The organism is Streptomyces sp. P9-2B-2 (assembly GCF_030406865.1).
GTDB classification, from domain to species: domain Bacteria; phylum Actinomycetota; class Actinomycetes; order Streptomycetales; family Streptomycetaceae; genus Streptomyces; species Streptomyces platensis.
The window spans coordinates 7316174-7336164 of record NZ_CP129126.1; the positions used below are offsets into that span (position 1 = coordinate 7316174).

The 19991-nt window shown below is 69.3% G+C and carries 15 protein-coding genes and 2 pseudogenes; 13 read left to right on the forward strand and 4 right to left on the reverse strand.

From position 1 onward, the window contains the following. The first annotated feature begins 167 nt into the window (after positions 1 to 167). From QT196_RS32110 to QT196_RS32145, 8 genes are all read left to right on the forward strand, one after another. Positions 168 to 1730, forward strand: coding sequence for an alkaline phosphatase D family protein (locus QT196_RS32110; protein ID WP_290356188.1), 1563 nt, complete (start codon positions 168 to 170; stop codon positions 1728 to 1730). A 343-nt stretch (positions 1731 to 2073) separates the two neighbouring features. Next, complete coding sequence (locus QT196_RS32115) at positions 2074 to 2631, forward strand: DUF3291 domain-containing protein (protein ID WP_168482237.1); 558 nt, start codon at positions 2074 to 2076, stop codon at positions 2629 to 2631. 133 nt (positions 2632 to 2764) lie between these two features. Then, entirely contained in the window at positions 2765 to 3064 is a 300-nt protein-coding gene (locus QT196_RS32120; RefSeq protein WP_168482238.1) for a WXG100 family type VII secretion target, read from the forward strand. A gap of 76 nt (positions 3065 to 3140) precedes the next feature. Further along, positions 3141 to 3455, forward strand: a complete 315-nt coding sequence (locus QT196_RS32125; protein WP_266732030.1) for a hypothetical protein — start codon at positions 3141 to 3143, stop codon at positions 3453 to 3455. Between the two features lie 32 nt (positions 3456 to 3487). Continuing rightward, positions 3488 to 4186, forward strand: coding sequence for a hypothetical protein (locus QT196_RS32130; protein WP_168482239.1), 699 nt, complete (start codon positions 3488 to 3490; stop codon positions 4184 to 4186). Positions 4187 to 4211: 25 nt separating this feature from the next. After that, positions 4212 to 5879, forward strand: a complete 1668-nt coding sequence (locus QT196_RS32135; protein WP_290356189.1) for a DUF6531 domain-containing protein — start codon at positions 4212 to 4214, stop codon at positions 5877 to 5879. A gap of 806 nt (positions 5880 to 6685) precedes the next feature. After that, a complete protein-coding gene (locus QT196_RS32140; RefSeq protein ID WP_290356190.1) occupies positions 6686 to 7453 on the forward strand; it encodes a hypothetical protein in 768 nt (255 codons plus the stop codon). A gap of 845 nt (positions 7454 to 8298) precedes the next feature. Continuing rightward, positions 8299 to 9555: a protein-glutamine gamma-glutamyltransferase gene (locus QT196_RS32145; RefSeq protein WP_168482242.1), complete on the forward strand. Its 1257-nt coding sequence runs from the start codon at positions 8299 to 8301 to the stop codon at positions 9553 to 9555. 139 nt (positions 9556 to 9694) lie between these two features. Here QT196_RS32145 and QT196_RS32150 read toward each other — a convergent pair whose 3' ends face one another. Beyond that, complete coding sequence (locus tag QT196_RS32150; RefSeq protein WP_266732045.1) at positions 9695 to 11974, reverse strand: serine/threonine-protein kinase; 2280 nt, start codon at positions 11972 to 11974, stop codon at positions 9695 to 9697. A gap of 533 nt (positions 11975 to 12507) precedes the next feature. After that, complete coding sequence (locus QT196_RS32155) at positions 12508 to 13368, reverse strand: SDR family oxidoreductase (RefSeq protein WP_168482244.1); 861 nt, start codon at positions 13366 to 13368, stop codon at positions 12508 to 12510. 89 nt (positions 13369 to 13457) lie between these two features. Between QT196_RS32155 and QT196_RS32160 the strand changes: the two genes are divergently transcribed. The 3 genes from QT196_RS32160 to fxsT all read left to right on the forward strand — a co-directional run bounded on the left by QT196_RS32160 (position 13458) and on the right by fxsT (position 17016). Further along, entirely contained in the window at positions 13458 to 14186 is a 729-nt protein-coding gene (locus QT196_RS32160) for a TetR/AcrR family transcriptional regulator (RefSeq protein ID WP_290356191.1), read from the forward strand. A 351-nt stretch (positions 14187 to 14537) separates the two neighbouring features. Further along, complete coding sequence (locus tag QT196_RS32165) at positions 14538 to 14894, forward strand: hypothetical protein (protein WP_168482246.1); 357 nt, start codon at positions 14538 to 14540, stop codon at positions 14892 to 14894. A gap of 52 nt (positions 14895 to 14946) precedes the next feature. Further along, entirely contained in the window at positions 14947 to 17016 is a 2070-nt protein-coding gene (gene fxsT / locus QT196_RS32170) for an FxSxx-COOH system tetratricopeptide repeat protein (protein WP_290356192.1), read from the forward strand. A gap of 203 nt (positions 17017 to 17219) precedes the next feature. Here fxsT and QT196_RS32175 read toward each other — a convergent pair. Then, a pseudogene (locus QT196_RS32175) lies at positions 17220 to 17456 on the reverse strand (LysR family transcriptional regulator); the annotation flags it as partial. A gap of 99 nt (positions 17457 to 17555) precedes the next feature. On the opposite strand from QT196_RS32175, the pseudogene QT196_RS32180 reads away from it, so the two are divergent. Next, a pseudogene (locus QT196_RS32180) lies at positions 17556 to 17696 on the forward strand (alcohol dehydrogenase); the annotation flags it as partial. A 246-nt stretch (positions 17697 to 17942) separates the two neighbouring features. Here the strand turns inward: QT196_RS32180 and QT196_RS32185 are convergent. Continuing rightward, positions 17943 to 18587, reverse strand: a complete 645-nt coding sequence (locus QT196_RS32185; RefSeq protein ID WP_290356193.1) for a LysE family translocator — start codon at positions 18585 to 18587, stop codon at positions 17943 to 17945. Positions 18588 to 19262: 675 nt separating this feature from the next. Between QT196_RS32185 and QT196_RS32190 the strand changes: the two genes are divergently transcribed. Beyond that, positions 19263 to 19979 carry a Vps62-related protein gene (locus tag QT196_RS32190; protein WP_290356195.1) on the forward strand — a complete coding sequence of 239 codons (717 nt, stop codon included), beginning with the start codon at positions 19263 to 19265 and terminating at the stop codon, positions 19977 to 19979. Positions 19980 to 19991 lie beyond the last annotated feature (12 nt).

Genomic DNA, 19991 nt, shown 5'->3' on the forward strand with positions numbered 1-19991 from the left:
GCTCCCAAGGCTATGTCGGAGCCCTGAGTCTGGCGACGCCGGCTTGGCTAGTTAGGCCCGGCGCCCCAGCCCATTCACCGAGCCGAGGGGTGCCGGCTCCCGCGGGGGAGTAGACATGCGCGAGTCATGCAGATGCGTGCCGTCGAGCCACCCAGGGAGCACTGACCATGACATTCCAGCGACGCCAACTCCTGCGATCCGGCCTTATGTTGGGCGCCGGAGTCGCCCTGCCCGCCGCCCTCGCGAACGCCAGACCCGCTCTCGCCGCGCCGGCCCTCGTCCGCAGCGGGCGTCCCGCCCTCACCCACGGAGTGCAGACCGGCGACGTCACCGCGCACGGGGGCGTCGTCTGGACCCGGGCCGACCGGCCCGCCCGGATGGCGGTCGAGGTGAGCACCCGCCCCGACTTCGCGCGGTCGGTGACCATACCTGGCCCTGTCCTCACGGCCGAGACCGACTTCACGGGCAAGGTCAAGCTGTCCGGGGTGCCCGCCGGGAGGGACGTCCACTACCGGGTGCGGCTCGCCGACCCCGGCGACGCTTCGCTCGAGGGCGAGCCCGCGACCGGCCGGCTGCGCACGGCGCCCGCGGTCCGCGACGATGTGCGCTTTGTGTGGTCCGCCGATCTGGCCGGCCAGGGCTGGGGCATCAACCCGGACGCCGGTGGCTACCGCATCTTCCGGGCCATGGCGGAGCGCGACCCGGACTTCTTCCTGTGCAGTGGCGACTTCTGGTATGCCGACGGCGTGATCCCCGAGGCCCGGACCCTCCCTGACGGCCGCATCTGGCGCAACCTGGTGACCCCGGAGAAGTCCAAGGTCGCCGAGACCCTGGCCGAGTTCCGCGGCCAGCACAAGTACAACCTCATGGACGAGAACCTCCGCGCCTTTGCCGCGGCCGTTCCGCAGATCAACCAGTGGGATGACCACGAGGTCCTCAACAACTGGTATCCGGGCGAAGTGCTCACCGACACCCGCTACACCGAGCGGCGCGTGGACGTCCTCGCCGCTCGCGCCCGGCGGGCGCTCTTCGAGTATCTGCCGATCGAGACGGGGCCCAGCGGCGACGGCCGCGTCCACCGGGTCATCCGTTACGGGCCGCTCCTCGACGTCTTCGTACTCGACATGCGCTCCTATCGGGACGCCAACAGCGCGAACGCCGGATCCGCCACGGACGGCGGGATTCTGGGCGCGAAGCAGGTCGCATGGCTCGAGCGTGAGCTGGGGGCCTCGCGGGCGACCTGGAAGGTGATCGCCGCGGACATGCCGCTGGCGCTCGTGGTGCCGGACGGCGCCGCCCAGGAGGCGATAGCGCAGGGCGACGGCGGCGCTCCGCTGGGCCGCGAAGGGGAGATCGCCCGGGTTCTGTCCTTCATCCACCGGCGGCGCATCGCCAACACGGTCTGGCTCACCGCGGACGTGCACTACACCGCCGCCCACTACTACGACCCGGACAAGGCGGCCTTCCAGGACTTCACGCCGTTCTGGGAGTTCGTCTCCGGCCCGCTCAACGCCATCGTCGCGGACCAGCCCAACAGGCTCGACGGCACTTTCGGCCCCCAGGTGCGCTTCCAGGCCCTCGCCCCGGACGCCGTGCAGAACAATCCGGCGTACGGGTACCAGTACTTCGGCGAGGTCGACATCGACAGTTCGTCCGAGGTCATGACCGTACGGCTGCGCGACATCGATGGGAAGGTGCTCTACTCCGTGGGAATCGACCCGCAGCGCTGAGAACCCAACTACTCCACGGCCCGTCCACCGCCCTGGTGGACGGGCCGTCCCATGAGACCTCCCAGGCGAGTTACCGCAACTGTCCTCAGGCAGCGCCACCGCCCGAATTCCCGGAAAAGCCTGTGCACGAGGCCACTTGGACAGGGAAATCGCAACTTCGACAGGGCTCGCAGAGGCAGCTACCTTCACCTGGTCTTCGGTGGTCGCCCACGGCCGCACGGGGATTCCTTCAGGCTGGGCCACCCGCGACGGGATGAGTCGGTCACGCCCCACGAATTCTCGCCCCCATGCGTAAGCCACCGAACCGGGTCCGCACCAGGCACCCCCAACCAGGGAGAGACGCATGCCCCATCTTGCTCTGTACACATTCGGCGTCCTGAAGTCACCTCTCGCCGATCCCGGACGTCTTACGCAGGAGTTCTACGAGATTGGTGAGGCCGTCTACCGGGAGATCGGCCAGCACCCCGGATATATCGCTCATGCTGAACCGGCAGACCACAGCCGAGGCACACTGTTCGACGCGGACTGGGGTGCATGGGGAGAGTTTGCTGTTCCGGCCTGGTACGGGAAAGGCCGCACGGTGGAAACCACGGCCCTGGCCGCGACCCTCTCACTCTGGACCGACCTGCGCCCCGCCTTCGACGCCGTCTACACCGGTCTGCACCGTGCGGCGCTGAACAGGCGTTACGACTGGTTCGAAAGGCCAGAACACCCTAATTACGTGTGCTGGTGGGTCTCCGACGGCGCGATACCCGCCTGGCAGGACGGGGTTGCCGGGCTGGAGCACCTCCACGACCACGGCTCCGCGCCACACGCCTTCACCTTCCACCACTCGTTCGCCCCGGACGGAACTCCGGCCAGGATCAAAGGCACCGGGCCGAAGAGCGACCAGGTTCGCTGACAAGGTCAGCGGGTCGCCGGGTGCTTCGTCACCGTTGTGCAACAGGCGTGAACCGCTTCGGCAGATGCCCCGTACAGCCCCGTGTGTGCGGCCCCGACGGCCGCGGCAATACGCAGCGAGGGAAGGAATCGGCATGGCCGGCGGCAACATCAAGATCAGCCCGGACGAGATGCGGGAGGCGTCGACCTGGCTGCAGAACCAGAAGGAACTGATGCAGCAGAGCCTCCACGAGGCCAACACCAAGATGGACGAGATGGTCGAGGCGGCCTACGCCACCCCCGGCTCCGAGTCCAAGTTCCGTCCGTACTGGGAGGAGTACAAGAACGGGACCGAGAAGGCGATCGAGGGCCTGCAGGGCGTCAGCGAGTTCATCAAGCAGGTCGCCGACGCGTTCGTCGACACCGACGACCAGACGTCCGGCTCCATCGGCTGAAGCTCCCCGGCATCGTCCGGCCCCGCTCTCCCTGTGAGGGCGGGGCCGGGCGGCTGGGACAAGAGAGGAGACACCGATGGGCAACATCAGCGTGCCTGTGCAGGACCTGAAGGACACCGTCAAGGAGCTCCAGAACATCGGGGATCTGATCGGGAACTCCGCGACGCTCTACAACGCCACCGGCGGCGCGGGGGACTTCAAGAGCCTGGCCGGCGACAGCACGCTCGCGGACGCCCTCGACGCGTTCGACAAGGCGTGGGTGGCGGGTCACGAGCGGGTTCACGACAACGTGAAGACGTTCGCCGACAACACGGACACGATCGTCGAGAACTTCACGCAGACGGACGACGAGACCATCAAGTCGCTGGACAAAGACCAGCAGGACGCGTGACGGAGGAACGTCGCGCCGAAGGGAACAGCGCCATGTCGGAACCGACCACGGAGCAGCCGGAGGCGGCCGCGCCCGCGGAATACAGCCTGAGGTTCCCCGATTCGTGGTGGCATCTCGACCTCGACCCGAGCACGCGGGACGCGTCGATCCGCCGCCGCATCGAGGCACAGGTGGAGAAGGCCCCCCAGCTCACCCGCGAGCAGGTGGACGGGCTGATCCGCAACACCCGGCGCATCGCCCGCGAGGCGCATGCGCAGGGTGCGCTGCGAGCCTCGGGAATGATCAGGATTCTCCGCGCGGGCAGCGGGCCGCTGGTGCTCAGCGCCACGACGGTGGTGCTGCGGATCACCGTTCCCGAGGGGGAGTCGGAGGATCTGGCGGACCTCGTCATGGCCGCCGGCGTGCAGCTCGGCACCGAGGCGGAAGGCACCGGACTGCCGCCCGGCGAGGTGGAGTTGGTGGAACTGCCGCATGCCGGGGCGGCCGGGCGGATCTCCCGCGTCGAGGACGTGAACTACCAGGGGAAGCGGGTTCCCACCGCGGTGCGGCACACCCTCGTTCCGGTGCCCCACACCCACGACTACCTGGTGATCGCCAGCTCCACTCCCAACGTGGATCTGGCGGAGCAGTTCTACGAGGTCTTCGACGCGATCGCGGAGTCGCTCCGTTTCGACGGCCAGGCCGACACGAGCGACGCAGCCGACACGACCGACGCAGAACAGGGAAAGTGAGGTCGCGGCCATGGCGCGTCCAGCGGTGTCCGATTGGGAAGACGTCTTCGGGTTCTCGGACGACCCGACCCCCGGCGATGCGGACATGCTCGGCGATCTAGCCCGCCAGTACCGCTCCGTCGCCGACAACGCGGGCGACGCCCTGCCCCTCGTCTCCGGCCTGGAGAACAACCAGGTCGGCGAGGGCAAGACGATGGACAAACTCCGGGACAAGCTGGGCGACCTGGCCAACCAGGTACGCAAGCTGCACAGTTCCTACGACCAGGCCGCCGGCGCCCTGGACACGTACGTCCACTCGCTGCGTGATCAGCAGCGCAACGCCGACAACGCCCTGGAGAAGGGACGCGAGGCCAAGGACCGCCTCGAGTCCGCCACTGACGTGGTCAAGGCGGCCGGCGCCGACATCAGCCACCTCGACGGCCAAAAGCACCCGCCGGACGACAAGGAGGCCCGCGCCAGCACCCGCCGCGCCCTCGACGAGGCCCACAGCAAACAGTCCAGCGCTCAGGCGCAGGCCGACGACGCCCAGGCCGACCTCGACGCCGCCCGCATGCTCGCCGAGGACGCCCGCCAGGTCCGCGAGGAAGACGCCGCCGTCGCCGCCGGGAAACTGGACGACGCCCGCGACGAATCCGTCGACGGCTACAGCCTCTGGGACAAGATCAAAAAGGCGTTCAGCAAGGCCCTCGCCATCATCAGCGCCGTGCTCGGCGTGCTGGCACTGCTGATACCCGGCCTCCAGGGGCTCGGCATCGCCCTGACGATCGGCGCCGTCGTCGCCGGCGCGGCATCACTGGGCATCAATATGTCGATCATGGCCGAGACCGGCGACTGGGACATCGGCGAGATCGTCCTCGGCGTCGTCGGCCTGGTCGCGGGCGGCGGCGCGCTCCTCAAGGGCGTCAAGGGGATCGGCTCGGCCCTCAAGAACGTCAAACCCAACTCCGTCGAGTCGCCGGGCTCCCGCTTCACCGGCCGCGGCGTCGACAAGCGCAAGTGTGCGACCGACCCGGTCGATGTGGCCAGCGGCGAAATGCTGTTGCAGCAGACCGATCTGGCGCTGCCCGGCATCCTGCCGCTCGCGGTCTCCCGTACGTATCTGTCGTCCTACCGCTACGGCCAGTTCTTCGGCCCCTCCTGGGCCTCCACCCTCGACGAGCGCCTGGAGGTCAACGAGCGGGGGCGGGTGTCATGGACCCGTGAGGACGGGTCGATTCTGTTCTATGCGGGGCTTCCCGGTGCCGAATCGGGCGAGCACGAGGGGGTGCTGCCCGAGGAAGGTCCGCGTCTCCCGCTGGCCCGTGCGGGAACCGGCACCGAGGACCGAGCCACCTATCGCGTCGCCGACCCGCACACGGGTCTTGTGCGGACCTTCGCGGATCACCCCGACGACGAGAACGGCCTGTATTGGCTGAGCGGTTGGCACGACCGCAACGGCAACGAGGTCACCGTCGAGCGCCTGGAGGACGGCACCCCGACCACGCTGCTGCACTCCGGCGGCTACCGCGTCGACGGGGCGCCGCCCCCGGGGCCGTCGGTCCACTGCACGCCGCCCTTGACGACGGCGTCGTGCGCACCCGCCTTCGCGGTGCCGGACCGGTGCAGGGGCCACCACCCGATCCCGCGCAGCGACCCGGCGTCGGCACCCGGGCCCGGCCCGGCCTGCTTCTTCCCGGACTCCTCGGCCCCCTGACCGCGCACTAGTTGGACGACGACAAAGGCCAACGCGACGGTCAATACAGCGATCGTGGTGATAAGCGACCATCGGCGCGTCATGAATCTCCCCGGGGCGGTGCGGCATAGGTATCACTGGTGACCACGTGTCCATTTCGGAAGTGGTTCAGCCTGCCCTCAAAGTGTGACAGGCGGGTGAAACGGCAGGCATGGGCACCCCCTAATGTGCCCCCCTGTGCCGGAATTGAGGTGACATCACGATATGGGCCGTACATATCCGGTGAGTTGGAATGTCCGGTGCCGCCGGGTCCGTCATTCGGCGTGTCAAATAACGGCAGTTGAGGAGCGGATTGGTCCAGGTCACACGAATTCTCGATACGGACAGTGGTCCTGAGGCTCCGTTGGCACTGCGGATAGGTGACTTCATCACGTCAAGCCGCTTACCTGTATGGGCCGTTGAGGGAATGCAGGGGCATATGGAGATGCTTCACGCGCCTCATCCGATCGCCGACCTTCGCAGGGGATTGACCCGCCGGTGTCCGCCCGGCTTCTGGGGTGCGCGCCTGCGAGCATCACCGTGGGCGGACAACCGGGCGTCAGATGAAGCAAGTTGACGCGAAACCTCTGCTTTGCTTCTCGTTTACTTGGCTTTGACTGTTGACGGCCGGTAGCGTCCAGCTCTGATCGGTGACCCCGATCAGGGCCCACGGCACCTCCGAGGTGTTCTGCATCGGAGACGTTCCGTGCCCGGGCCCGACAGGCGGCTGGGGTGGTCCCAGCACGCCAACTGCCAAGCGGCTCTGCCTGGATGTCACCGGAGGATGCATGCCCTCTCGTATCGCTGCCGTCATCGCCACGTGCGCGCTGAGTCTCGGGGCCCTCGCCTCGAACGCAGGCGCTGCCACGGCCGCCTCATCGTCCCCCGCCGGACCCGTCGGCGACGCGCCGTCGTTACGGTCGGCGATCACCGCGCGTGCCGCGGCCCTCGACCGGTGCGGCTACCAGATAGTCCGCTCCCACGATTCCCGCTACGCCTACTCCGTGAGCGGGGCCGTCGGCGGCGCCGCGCGCGGGCTGAAGATCCAAGCGGAGGACGACGTGAGAGTCTCCGGCGCCTGGCGCAAGGTCACCCAGGTCGATGCGTGCGCGGGCGCGGACCAGCGCCCCACCACGCTCCGCGTCACGGGAAAGCTGGAGAACCCGGAGCACTATGACCCGTCCGTACCGCGGACGATCCACAGCGACGCCCTCAAGCCCGCCGCCACCTCGGTGATTCCCAAGGCACCGGCGATGACGTCTGTCGACCGCCTCGACGCGGACACCGTCCGCGTCACCTGGAAGCCGGCCGCGGACCATCCGGACCAGGTCCTCTTGATGGAGCGAAAGCCCTTCTACAGCAGCGAGATCGGACTGTGGCATCCCTACACGTTCCAACGCGACGTACCGGTCCGCGCCACATCGACTGACCGCAAGCTGGAGCGTGACTCCGACATCCCCCCTGCGGCCCGTACGCACGCCTACTGGATCCGCGCCGTCAAGGACGGCTTCGTCAGCGATCTGCGCGCCGAGAAGCCCCTCACCATCGAGCCATAACCCCTCGCCCGCGCCGGGGCGTTCCGCGACGCGTGATCGGGCAGTGCGACGGCCGCACTGCCCGATCAGCGCTCCAGCACCGTAGTGCCGGCGGCCGGGAGAACCGCAGGGCCCGAAAGCAAGGGCGAACCCCTCGGATACCGGCCGTCCCTACGGACGCCAAGAGGCACAGCCCTCGATGGCACCGCGGCTCCTCCCCGCACCGAAGGCGGGCGCACCCAAGCCCCTGTCGACCCTGGTCTCCGGACCGCCTCGCCGACGTCGCACCGCAACCGCCCGCCAAGGCCCGGTATCCGCTGTGGGCCGGCTTCTGCATGGCCAGATAAGGCCTACGTGACAGATTGGCCGACTTTAAGACCGCGACATTGCCGGGGAGCCGGCGCGGCGACATGATCACTGCTCGTATCAACCTGATCACTCATCCAGGAGCCGATACGTGATACGCCCAACCGCTTTCCGTGCTCTCCCAACCGTCGCCGTCACCGCGGCCCCCGCCCTGCCCCTCGCCCGGGGAGCCCAGGCGGCCGCCCCGACCCCCGTCGCCCCCGGGCCCGCGTTGTCCCCTCGGCGGCGACGCTGATGTAGCGAGGCACCGGTGCCGCCCGACCCGGGCGGCCCGCCGGCCACCAGGTCATGACCGGCGACGACCGCACCGCCACCGCCATCTCCCGCCTTTGCCGCATCTCCTTCCGCCTCGTGGCGGCGTTCCATCCGGGCGCCGGCACAGCGACCCAGGACAGCGCGGCTGAGGTCCGGAGCGGCTGTTTACCGCAAACCGCTCATTGCGTCGTTCGCTCGCATACCCCGTTTCACGAGAATCCACCACAAGGGAGTTACTGATTTCCATGTTCAAACGCCGGAGTTTACTCGCCATCGCCACTGTGGGTGTGGTGCTGTGCACCGCCGGAGTCATGCCGTCGGTCAGTCATGCCGACAGCGGCGGCGACGGGGAATGGGAGGGGTCCTACGCCGAAACGCACGACCTGACGGCGGAGGACGTCAAGAACATCAACGCACTGAACAAAAGGGCTCTGACTGCGGGTCAACCTGGCAATTCCCCGACGGAATTACCGCCGAGCGCCAGTGCGCTCTTCCGGGCCCCCGACGCCGCCGACGACAGGGTGACCCCTCCCGCCGAGCCGCTCAACCGGATGCCTGACGCATACCGGGCCTACGGGGGCCGGGCCACTACGGTCGTCAGTAACTACATACGCAAATGGCAGCAGGTCTACAGTCAACGCGGCGGCAACCAACAGCAAATGACCGAAGAGCAGCGAGAGCAGCTGTCCTACGGCTGCGTCGGCGTCACCTGGGTCAATTCGGGCCCCTACCCGACGAACAAACTGGCGTTCGCGAACTTCGACGAGAACAAGTACAAGAACGACCTGGAAAACAGCAGGCCACGACCCAACGAGACGCAGGCGGAGTTCGAGGGACGTATCGCCAAGGACAGTTTCGACGAGGGGAAGGGTTTCAAGCGGGCGCGTGAGGTGGCGTCCGTCATGAACAAGGCCCTGGATAACGCCCACGACGAGGGGACTTACATCGACCACCTCAAGACAGAGCTCACGAACAAGAACGACGCTCTGCTCTACGAGGACAGCCGCTCGAACTTCTACTCGGCGCTGAGGAATACGCCGTCCTTCAAGGAAAGGGACGGCGGCAACTACGACCCATCCAAGATGAAGGCGGTGGTCTACTCGAAGCACTTCTGGAGCGGACAGGACCAGCGGGGCTCCTCCGACAAGAGGAAGTACGGCGACCCGGATGCCTTCCGCCCCGGCCAGGGCACAGGCCTGGTCGACATGTCGAGGGACAGGAACATTCCGCGTAGTCCCGCCAAACCTGGCGAAAGTTGGGTCAATTTCGACTACGGCTGGTTCGGGGCTCAGGCAGAAGCGGATGCCGACAACACCATCTGGACCCACGCCAACCACTATCACGCGCCCAATGGCGGCATGGGCCCCATGAACGTGTACGAGAGCAAGTTCCGGAACTGGTCCGCCGGGTACGCGGACTTCGACCGCGGAGCCTACGTCGTCACGTTCATACCCAAGAGCTGGAACACCGCCCCCGCCGAGGTGAAGCAGGGCTGGCAGTAACAGAGCCGGGCAGGAGGGCCGGGGCACCCGGCCCTCCTGCCCGGCCCGCCACACGCCGGCGGTCATCTGAGGGCAGGCCGGGACGACGGGCGCAGCACGCACCGCTGAGCATCAGCCCTGCCGCCGTCCGGCCGCCGGGTCAGCCCGACTTCGGCGGCTTCTGCGCGTCGAAAGCGAAGACGCTGTTCTTGGCCGCGGTCACGATCACCGCACGCCCCGCAAGAGTCACCCGTGGGCTTGCACCCTGCTCGCCCGTCAAACCATCGACCTGCGGATCTGTTGTCCACAGCAATGTGCCGTCGTCCGGCGACAGCGCGACCACCCGGCCGGTGGCCGAGCTGAAATACACTGCGTCCGCTCCCGCACCAGGACCCGACGCGCCCTCCACGCCAGTCTGCCGTGACCACTTCTTCCGGCCGGTCGCGGGGTCGAGTGCGGTGACGAGACCGGTCTGCCCGCTCACATATACGGTGCTGTCCGCCATGCCGGGCGTCCCCTCGTATGTCTGGGCCAGTCGGGAGTACGTGACCTTCCGCGAGGCCGGGTCGACCTGCGCCACCCCGTTGTAGCCGGCCGGATCCGTTCCCTCCATGTGTACTTGCAGGAGTACGAGCCTGCCGTTGGCGACGCCTATCGGCACGGCGGGGCCGTTGACCGCGATGGGCCTGCCCAGTGTCCCCGAGGCGCGGTCGACCGGGTACAGGGTGGGGTGGCGCACTGAAAAGGCATTCACCTCCGCATCCTTCGCGCACATCGCGACGAGCTGTGGGCGCACCAGGACGGGAGCGCACTGCGTACCCGCTGGGAAGGGCGACGTCCATGTGACCTGACCGCTGTGCGCGTTGCGGGCCTCAAAGCGGGAGTTGGAAGCGTCGACCGTCACGACGTCGGAACCGACCACCATGGCGTCCTGGGTCCGACCCGTGACGGCCGTCGACTGGGCGCCGGACGGCACGGACCACAGCTCCCGTCCGTTGTTCGCGTCGAGGGCCACCACCTCGCTCGGAGGGCCCTGCGGGGCGTCCTGGGCGGCGAAGCGGTAACCGAGCACCGTGTCGTCGGTGGCGCCCACCAGGTGCACGCCGTTGACGGGGACGCCGGGGCTCTTCGCCGTCCACACCCGCGAGCCGTCCCTGGCCCTGATACGGGCCGCGACAACACTGCCGCCCCCGCAGAACAGCGCGTCGCCGCGCACGACGCAACGCAGCTCGTCGGGGATGTCCGGGCGACCGCCGGGCACGGCCTTGTGCCACGGCTCGAAGCCGTCCGGAAGTGCGGCACCCGGCGCTGCAAGGCTGTTGCCCTTGTCGCCGCCGCTGTTCCCCCCGAAGCCGCCCGCCGTCAGTGCGGCGACTCCTCCACCGATCGCTGCCACCGCGATCGCGACCGCGGCCGCGAACACGGGACGCCATCGCAGACGCGATCGGCGGCCGACGGAGGTGTCGGCGCTCCCCGTATCGGGACCGGCCGGGATGGTGGTCGGGGCTGCCGGCGTCGGGGTGGCCGGTGTGGGGGTGGCCGGCGTCGGGGTGGCCGGCGTCGCGAAGTGATGCTCGGTGGCCATGTCACGGGTGCGGCCCGCGCCAACTCCCCTCGCGTCGATCTGGTCGAGGTCGGTCGGCAGGTCCCGAAGCAGTATGAGGAGTTCGTCCGCCGACGGGCGCCCGTTGGGCTCCTTGGCCAGGCACGACTCGGCGACCGTGCGCAAGGCCACCGGCACATCTTCCAGCGACGGCTCCCCGTGCACCACCTGATACGCAACTATGTACGGGCTGTCCGCGTCGAAGGGCCCGTGGCCCGTCGCTGCGTACGCCAGCAGCGTCCCCAGCGAGAAGACATCGGACCGCGGCCCCACATCGCGCGGCGCCTGCAACTGCTCCGGCGACATGAAGGGCGGCGTACCGATGACCCGCCCTGTAATCGTCAGCGTCTGCTGGTCCACGGCGCGCGAAATGCCGAAGTCGATGACGCGTGGGCCCTCGGGCGAGAGCACGACGTTCGAGGGCTTCAGGTCACGGTGAATGACCCCCACCCGGTGGATGTCCCGCAGCGCCTCCGCCAGCCCGATGGCGAGCCTCCGCAGCTCCGCTCCGCTCATCGGGCCTTTCATGGCGATGCGCCGGGCGAGCGTGTGCCCCTGGATGTAGGTCGTCGCCATCCACGGCTGCTCGGCCTCAGGGGCGGCGTCGACCACGGCAGCGGTGAACGCGCCGCTCACTCGCCTTGCCGCCGCCACCTCCTGCCGGAAGCGGAGGCGGAACTCCTCGTCCGCCGCGAACTGCGGGTGGATCAGCTTGATCGCGACAGGACGACCCGAACTCGTACGGGCCAGAAAGACCGTGCCCATGCCACCCGAGCCGAGTCGCGCCTCCAGCGGATAGCCGCCGATTTCGGCTGGATCACCTGCGCGCAGCGACACTCTTCCCGACCTCCCGTCCCTCGTGCACCTCTGCCACCACGGGCCTGCGTACCTGCCCGCACCCAAATTAGCCGCAGGGGAGTACAGCAGAGCACAGCGGGCGACGAACAGGATCCCAGGGTTGCTCCGGTGCCGCACACGACGATGCCCCGCCAAGAGGAAGTCCGTTCCGGCTGGCGCCGACTCCGCGCAAGTCCAAGTCTGCTCCGCCTCCGCGGAGATGCGCCGCGCTATCAGATCACCATGGCCGGGCCGAGGCCGCCCTAGGGTTGGCGAAAGGGGCGCTGCCCGAGCAGGCTCCCACCTGGTCGGGCCCTGACTCCCAAGCTGCGTAGGCGTAACCGTGCACAGCGGTCTACGGCGGTGTGCAGAGGGCGGCCATGGTGCGTTCGCCTGTGCGTCCTTGTGGGCGCACGCCTTCTTGACCGCGGCGATATGCGTCGATCTGATTCTGCACCCGGTCGAGCTGGCGGGTGTGCTGGGTACGGGGCCGAGGACGGCGCACATGGCGGTGGGTGCGTGCTCCACCGGGTTTATTCGGCCCAGGTGTGCTCCAGCAGGGTGCGGAAGGTGGCGGGCTCTCGACCGATCAATTCGGCCAGGGTCGGGTCGACGGCGGTGAACTCACCATTCCGTGCCGCCGCGAAGATGCTCAGCATCAGGTCGGCGATCGGGGCGGGGGCGCCGTGCGCCAGGACCTGCTCGTGGAAGGCGTCGCCGGGGACGACGGTGCGGGTGAAGGGCCGCCCGGTGGCCTGGGCTGCTATCCCGGCGACGGCGTCGAAGTCGAGCGCCGCTGGGCCGGTGAGCGGCGGGGTGGGCCCCTCGAAGCGGCCCTCGTCGGTGAGGATCGCCGCGGCGGCCTCGGCGAGATCGTCGTGGCCGGTCCAGGCGACGGGGCCGTCGGCGGGGAGGGCGATGTCGCCGGTGCGGCGGGCGGACTCCAGGAACTGCAGGGCGCTGGCGGCGTAGAAGCCGTTGCGCAGCGCGGTCCAGGGCAGGCCGGTGGCGCGCAGCAGGTCCTCGGTTTGGGCGTGGTCACGGCATGCCGGGAAACGGGAGTCGTGGGCGGCACCCATCTGGCTGGTGTACAGGATGCGGCCGACTCCGGCCTTCACGGCGGCGTCGATCGCGGCACGGTGGCCGGTGACGCACTCCTCGCCCGTGCGGTCGAGGGAGACGAGCAGCAGCTGATCGGCGCCCTCGAAGGCGTGGGCGAGTGAGGCGGGGTCGTCGAAGCTGCCCTGCCGGACGCGGACGCCGCGGGCGGCGAGGTCCTGGGCCTTGCGGGGGTCGCGGACGCTGACGCCGACGCGGTCGGCGGTGAGGCGCTCCAGGAGGCGCTCGACGGTGCGGCGGCCGAGGTTTCCAGTGGCTCCGGTCACGATGATCACGGGGTTCTCCAAGTGATGTTTCCAATGGAATCACTTCGACGATAACATTGAAACTAACGATGGAAGCGAGATTCCGATATCATCGATACATGCCCCTCCGCGACACCCCCGACAGCCCCCGCCGGCGCATCATCGAGGCGGCCATCGAGTTGCTGGAGAGCGGCGGTCCCGACGCGGTGAGCACCCGCGCGGTCGCCGCCGCGGCCGGGATGCAGCCGCCGGCCATCTACCGCCACTTCGGCGACAAGGGCGGGCTACTGGAGGCGGTCGCCGAGCACGGCTATGCGCAGTTCCTGGAGAGCAAGCGCGCGCAGCTCGACCCCGCGCCGGAGGACCCGGTGGAGGAGCTACGCCGCGGCTGGGACATGGTGGTGGAGTTCGGGGTCTCGCGCCCCGAGCTGTTCGCCGTGATGAACAGGGCCACCGGCTCGCGGTCGGACGCGGCGCACCGCGCGGGCCTGGAGATCCTCCGCGGTCGGGTGCGTCGGCTGGCGGCCGCGGGATGGCTGCGGGTCGACGAGGAACTGGCCGCCCAGATCATCCAGGCCACCGGCCAAGGCGGGGTCACCACCTGGCATTCCACCCCCGCAGAACACCGCAATCCGGCGCTGCTGACCGTCCTTCGCGAGTCCATGGTCGCCGCCGTCACCCGCGCCGAACCGACGGTCCCCGCCGCGGAGTCCGGCCCCGCCCCAGCGGCCCGCGCGCTGCGTGCCGCCCTCCCCGACGACGCCGACGTCCTGAGCGACGCCGAGCAGCGCCTGCTGCGCGAGTGGCTCACCCGCCTGGCGGCGGACGGCGGCACGCCACAGGACTGATGCTCCGTCAGTCGCCCTCGGGCAGGTCGAGGGTCGCGAGCAGAGACCATTCACCAAGCGAGGTCCGCCGAGACGAGGCCGTGGGCGATCGCACGGCTCCGGCTGGCATCCCCCTATCCACGACGCACGCATCAAACTGCGCCTGTGCCGGCAGTCGGCCGCACGGCTCCGGGCCACCCCGGACTGCCACCGAGCCCGGCTGCACGGGGAGGTGCGGCTGTCCCGTGGCGGCCGAGTCCTGGCGTCCGGAACTAAGCCGGCCCGCTTGCGCGTTACCCTCAGTGCCGGACGTATTGCACCGTGTGGTGGCAGCCTCCGGCCGGTGAACGGCGTCAGAAGGGGCAGAGCGTTATGTCGCAGGGCCGGAAAGTAGTGATCATTCTCGTGGCTGTGGCGGGCGTCGTCTCGACGCCCCTCTTTTGGCTGCTGAACGGCCCGAACACCGGGCAACTCGTGGGAGCTTCCATCCAGGGCGCGGCGAGCATCGCGGCCCTCCTCTGGGCCGCCTTCGCCGGAGGCACGCCCCGCTCCGGCGCACGCGACCGGGCCGAGCGCACCGGCGACGCCGTCGCGACGCGAGGCGGTCAGGCGGTGTCCGGCGTGATACGTCCCGCCGGCGGCAACGGATCGGCGACCGCCCAGAACACCGGTGCCGCCAGGGCCGACGGCGCCGGCAGTGAGGGCGTCAGCGGTACCAAGCACACATGAGGCCCGGCCCGCGCCACTGCAGTCACTCACCCACGACGACGGGCGGAACGCGATGAGCGGTGCGGAACACCAGCGCGACGTGGACGACACGGAGGAAGAGGGCGCCGACCGGCCCGCCCCCACCTGGCAACTGGCCATGGACACGGGAGACGCCGTCGCCACCCACGGCGGGATCGCCGTGACCGGCGTCTACACCGACAACTCCACCACTGTGCTGCCACCTGAGGTCCTCCAGGCCGCCGCCGACACCGACGCACCGTCGGGAATCGGCAACTTACCGTTCCCCGCCGGTAACTTCGTCGGCCGCGCCCAGGACCTCGCGCTCCTCGATGCCGCCCTCGCCACGCCCGGCACCGCACTCGTCCAAGCGGTCAGCGGTCTCGGCGGCGTCGGCAAGAGCGCCCTCGCCGTCCACTGGGCCCACACCAGACCGCACGGTCACAGCCCGGTACGGTGGATCACTGCCGACAGCACGGCCTCCGTCCAGCGGGGACTGGCCTCCCTCGGCGTCTCCCTGCGCCCCGCCCAGGCGAAGGCGCTGACCACAGGCGCGCTCGTCGAGTTCGCCCTGCAATGGCTCGCCACGCACACCGGCTGGCTGCTCATTCTGGACAACGTCAACGACCCCGCGGACGTCGCGCCGTTGATTGCCCGCGCCCGTCACGGCCGGTTCCTGCTCACCAGTCGGCTCTCACTGCCCTGGACCGACAAGGCCACGCTGGTCAGCCTGGACACGCTGAACCCCGAGGAGTCCCTCGACCTCCTCACTCTCGTCGCCGGTGCTCGCGGCTCCCGGGACATGGAGGGCGGCGCCGAACTCTGCGACGAACTGGGGCACCTGCCGCTCGCCCTGGAACAGGCGGGCGCCTACATCGCCGAAGCCGACATCACCCCACGCGCCTACCTGCGCCTGCTCGCCGCCCACCCAGCCGACATCTTCCGCGACGGCGAGGAGGGGCGGCCCCCCGAACGGACAATGAGCCGCATCTGGAGGGTCACACTCGACCGACTCACCGGCACTCCAGAGGCCGGCCACCTCCTGCGCACCCTCGCCTGGTTCGCGCCCGACGCCGTCCCCCGCGGCGTTCTCGCCGCTCTCGGCGGGCCTCCCGCCGTACAGAGGGCCATAGCCCGCCTCGCCGCGTACAGCATGATCAAGACGACCTCCCGAACGGTCACCGTGCACCGCCTGGTGCAGAGCGTCGCCCGCACCCCCGACGCGTCCGATCCGCACCGCCAGGCGCAGGACATCGAACACGCCCGCCGCGACGCTGTCCGCTGCCTCGGCGTCACTCTCCCGGACACCCAGAACACCCTCGACGACCCGGATGTCTGGCCCGCCTGGCGTGCACTGGTCCCGCACATCGACGCCCTGGCCGACCAAGCCCTTCCCGACACCGACGACGAGACCACCGCCGCCCTCCTGCGCGAGGCGGGCCTCTTCCTGGCCTCCCAGGGGCTCGTCGCCCGCGGCCTCATCCATCTCAGCCGTGCGGAGCGGGCCCAACGACTGATCCTCGGCGAAGCGGCACCGCAGACCCTCACGAGTCGGGCCCACCTCGCGCACTGGCTCACCGAGTCCGGCGACCCGGAACAGGCGATCGCGCTGCTGGAAGACACACTGAACGCCGTCGAGCGAGCCCAGGGCAGCGACCACACCGACACCCTCGGGACCCGCAACAATCTCGCCGACGCCTACGAGTCGCACGGCGACCTCGACCACGCGATCGCCCTCTACGAACGGACTCTCGCGGACTGTCGGCGCTTGTTCGGCCCCGAACACCCCGACACCCTCACCGTCGCGAACAACCTCGCCTTCGCGTACGAGAAGAACGGCGACCTGGACAAGGCCGTGCCGCTCTACGAATCCACCCTCGCCGCCCGGAGAAGGGAGTCCGGGGACACCCACATACGCACCCTCATCCTCCGGATCAACCTGGGCCGCGCCCGCGCGACCGCCGGAGACACCGAACCGGCCCTCGCCCTGCTCCGGGAGGCGGCCCTCGACTGTGAACGCCTGCTCGGCGAGACGCATCCCCTGACGAAGATCGCGCGAGACGCCCTGGTCCGGCTGGACGATGACACCGCCGACCGTCTCGGCACGATCCCGGCCGACGGCTGACCCAGGCGTCGGCCACCCCATGCGCCGGGCCGCGGCGGTGTCGTCCTCACCCGACTCCGGCTCGGATCATGATCCGCCGGACAGGTCTTGGCGCTGATCCGGCTGACGCGTGGGACGCACGTGGGATGTGCGATTCCATGATGGCCAGGGGACGCGGGCGTCCCCGGCGAGAAGGCCGGCTGCCGGCGGCCGTTACGCTCGACCGCTGCGAGCGAGGCGAGGATCGTGTGGGCGTGCCGCAGCAGGGTCAACCCGGCGGGAGTGAGTCGTACCCCGTCCGGGCGGCGCTCGAACAGGGTGGTGCCGGCGTTGTGTTCGAGGGCGGCGGCCTGGCGTGAGACGGCCGACTGCGTGTATCCGAGTCGGGCGGCCGCCGCGGTGAAGCTGCCGGACTCGGCGATCTGCCGCAGGACCCGCAGTCCCGTGCTGGAGATGTCCATGCGTCATACGCATACCACAGGTGCGAGATCATCGCTTCCCGCATGCTCGTCCCGCTCCTAGTGTTGATCTCAAGAGCGGACGAACACGGAGGTCATCACGTGCGAGCAGCAGTTCTGACGCGGTTCGGCGCCCCACTCGCGGTGCGGGAGGTGCCGGACCCCGAGGCCGGTAGCGGTGAGGTGGTGGTCGAGGTCCTCGCCGCCGGTGTGGCGCCCTACGCGGCCGAAGTCTTCAGCGGCAACTGCTGCTGTTTGACGTGAACCAAGCCAATCGGGGCCCGGCCGGTTACTGCTTCCCGTCACCAAACCCCGCCCCGGCCCCGCCCCGGCCACGTCCCGGGGCCCCATGACGGCCCTGGGACGAGGCGGTGAACGTCCGGGCGCTGCTGATGAGAACAGCCAGATCACTCACGATCGCGTCGGCGATCTCCGTGACGTGTCCCGTTGATCCCAGTAGGGCCGGTGTCACAGGCGCGCTGACATGGCTCAGGTCGAGACAGGCGTACGGGACAGGGCGGTGCGCAGCGCGAAGACGCCGAGCAAGCCGCCTGACGCGAACCGCTGAGCGGTCATCACGCGGGGCCGGGCGGCCAGAAACCCCGACACCCGTGCTGCGCCCAGCATGATCAGAGCGTTCACGGAGATCCCCACCATGATCTGAACACCGCCGAGCTGGAGCAGTTGCGCCCAGTCCGGGCCCGCCTGCGGATCCATGAACTGGGGCAGAAGAGCGGCGTACAAGAGCGCGATCTTGGGGTTGAGCAGGTTGGTCAGGAGCCCCATCGAGAACAGGCGGGCGTCAGAGACCGGAGGCAGGTCCTGGGCCGGAGCGAAGGGCGAGCGGCCACCGGGCTTGAGCATGCCCCAGGCCAAGTGAGCCAGGTAGGCGGCCCCAGCGAGCTTGACCACCGTGAACGCCAGCGGCACGGCGGCGAAAAGCGCGGAAAGGCCCGCGGCCGCAGCCACCAAGTAGCACAGGAATCCCACGGCGGTCCCGCTCAGACTGACCAGGCCCGCCCTGCGGCCGTGGGTGATCGCGCGAGAGGCGAGGTGGATCATGTTCGGTCCCGGAGTCAAAGCCATGCGGAGTTCGACCAGGGCCACTCCCCCCACTGCGGCCAGACTGATCACCGGTCAACTCCCGATCATTTGCCGGGTACCCGGTACCCGGAGTGGGGCGGCGCCCGGCTGCGACGGGCGGCTGCGACGCATCGGCAGTGCCTGCATCACCTGCCTCAGGATACGGCCCTGCCGTTCGGTGTCTCCGTGCACCCAGACTCCAGCCGGCCGACGACATCAACGACTGCAGCCGGATCGCCCACGGTCGCGTCGGCGGTCTCCGCGTGATCGGCCGGGCAGATCCTTGTGCCTCGATGGGGGGCGTTGCCAGTGGGTGCTGCTACCTCTGGTGGCGTCACAGCGTCGTGATGGAGGTGGGTTCGTGGACTCGTGGGGTGGCGCTCGGACAGTCGGTACTTGGCGATCTCGCGCTGATCCCCATTCCGTACGGCGGCTGTCCGGCAGGTGGGGGGTACGTCCGCGGCGGCGCGCGGAGGCTGCGGGCACTACTGGAGCGCTGAGGCGTCCACGCCCTGATCCAGGGTCGTCCTTGGTCTGGACGACGGCACCGCCCGCCCGGAACCTGGTGGCCCGCCTTGGTGGCGGGAGCTCCTACTGCTGAGCACCGTCCATCCGCCTGAGCCGGCCGGACCGGCACTGCGGCTGTGGAACGGGAGTTGAGGAGTATGCGGGAACGTCAGCAGGGGAGTGGCTCCCAAGGCTATGTCGGGAGCCCTGCGTCCGGCCATGTCACTCGGCGACGCGTTTCAGGGCTGGAGGATCCTGGCCCACGTCGGCAGGCCGTACTACCAGCCCCGCCTGGACCGCCAGAGCACGGCGATCCTGGCCCGGGGCGTGAACGCGAGCGATCAGATGCTCAAGTCCCCGACGGACTTCACACTGATCTGGGAGGACCGGGCGTCAGGAGCGGCTGCCTACGGATCGGTGTGGCGACCGATCCCGCCCGAGGGGTACGTCTCTCTCGGTGACGTGTTCGTCGAGGGCTGGGACAAGCCCAACCGGAACAGTTACGTGTGCGTACGCAAGACCCCGGTCGGGGGGCGCAGCTACGTCCGGGAGGCGGTGATCGGGTCTTCGATCTGGGACGACGGCGGATCAGGCGCGCACATGAGTGTGGGGATGTGGGCGATCGACGCGCCGCAGTATCCGCACGACAGCACCGAGCGGCTCATTCTGGGCCTGGACGGTTTTGTCGCCGGCCAGCATCCGACCGACAAGCCGAGTCGCGCTGTCTATGTCCTGGACCTGCCGGCGGTCATCGTCAAGAACAACGGGCCGCAACTGCCTGTCATGACCTCCCACAGCGTCCCGGAGCAGGAGACGCTGAAGGTCATCGACCGCGCCGTCACCGTACCCTGCACCGTCATCAAGGACCCCAGCCAGACGCCGGACTGGCAGGCCACCAACTCCCCGTTCTACACGCTGGAACGGCGGGTCAATTAGGGCCTGCCGGTC

Bases quoted from the DNA above. Each gene is read 5' to 3' on its own strand.
- QT196_RS32110 (WP_290356188.1), top strand. From the start codon at position 168: ATGACATTCCAGCGACGCCAACTCCTGCGATCCGGCCTTATGTTGGGC.
- QT196_RS32115 (WP_168482237.1), top strand. From the start codon at position 2,074: ATGCCCCATCTTGCTCTGTACACATTCGGCGTCCTGAAGTCACCTCTC.
- QT196_RS32120 (WP_168482238.1), top strand. From the start codon at position 2,765: ATGGCCGGCGGCAACATCAAGATCAGCCCGGACGAGATGCGGGAGGCG.
- QT196_RS32125 (WP_266732030.1), top strand. From the start codon at position 3,141: ATGGGCAACATCAGCGTGCCTGTGCAGGACCTGAAGGACACCGTCAAG.
- QT196_RS32130 (WP_168482239.1), top strand. From the start codon at position 3,488: ATGTCGGAACCGACCACGGAGCAGCCGGAGGCGGCCGCGCCCGCGGAA.
- QT196_RS32140 (WP_290356190.1), top strand. From the start codon at position 6,686: ATGCCCTCTCGTATCGCTGCCGTCATCGCCACGTGCGCGCTGAGTCTC.
- QT196_RS32145 (WP_168482242.1), top strand. From the start codon at position 8,299: ATGTTCAAACGCCGGAGTTTACTCGCCATCGCCACTGTGGGTGTGGTG.
- QT196_RS32160 (WP_290356191.1), top strand. From the start codon at position 13,458: ATGCCCCTCCGCGACACCCCCGACAGCCCCCGCCGGCGCATCATCGAG.
- QT196_RS32165 (WP_168482246.1), top strand. From the start codon at position 14,538: ATGTCGCAGGGCCGGAAAGTAGTGATCATTCTCGTGGCTGTGGCGGGC.
- fxsT (WP_290356192.1), top strand. From the start codon at position 14,947: ATGAGCGGTGCGGAACACCAGCGCGACGTGGACGACACGGAGGAAGAG.
- QT196_RS32190 (WP_290356195.1), top strand. From the start codon at position 19,263: ATGTCACTCGGCGACGCGTTTCAGGGCTGGAGGATCCTGGCCCACGTC.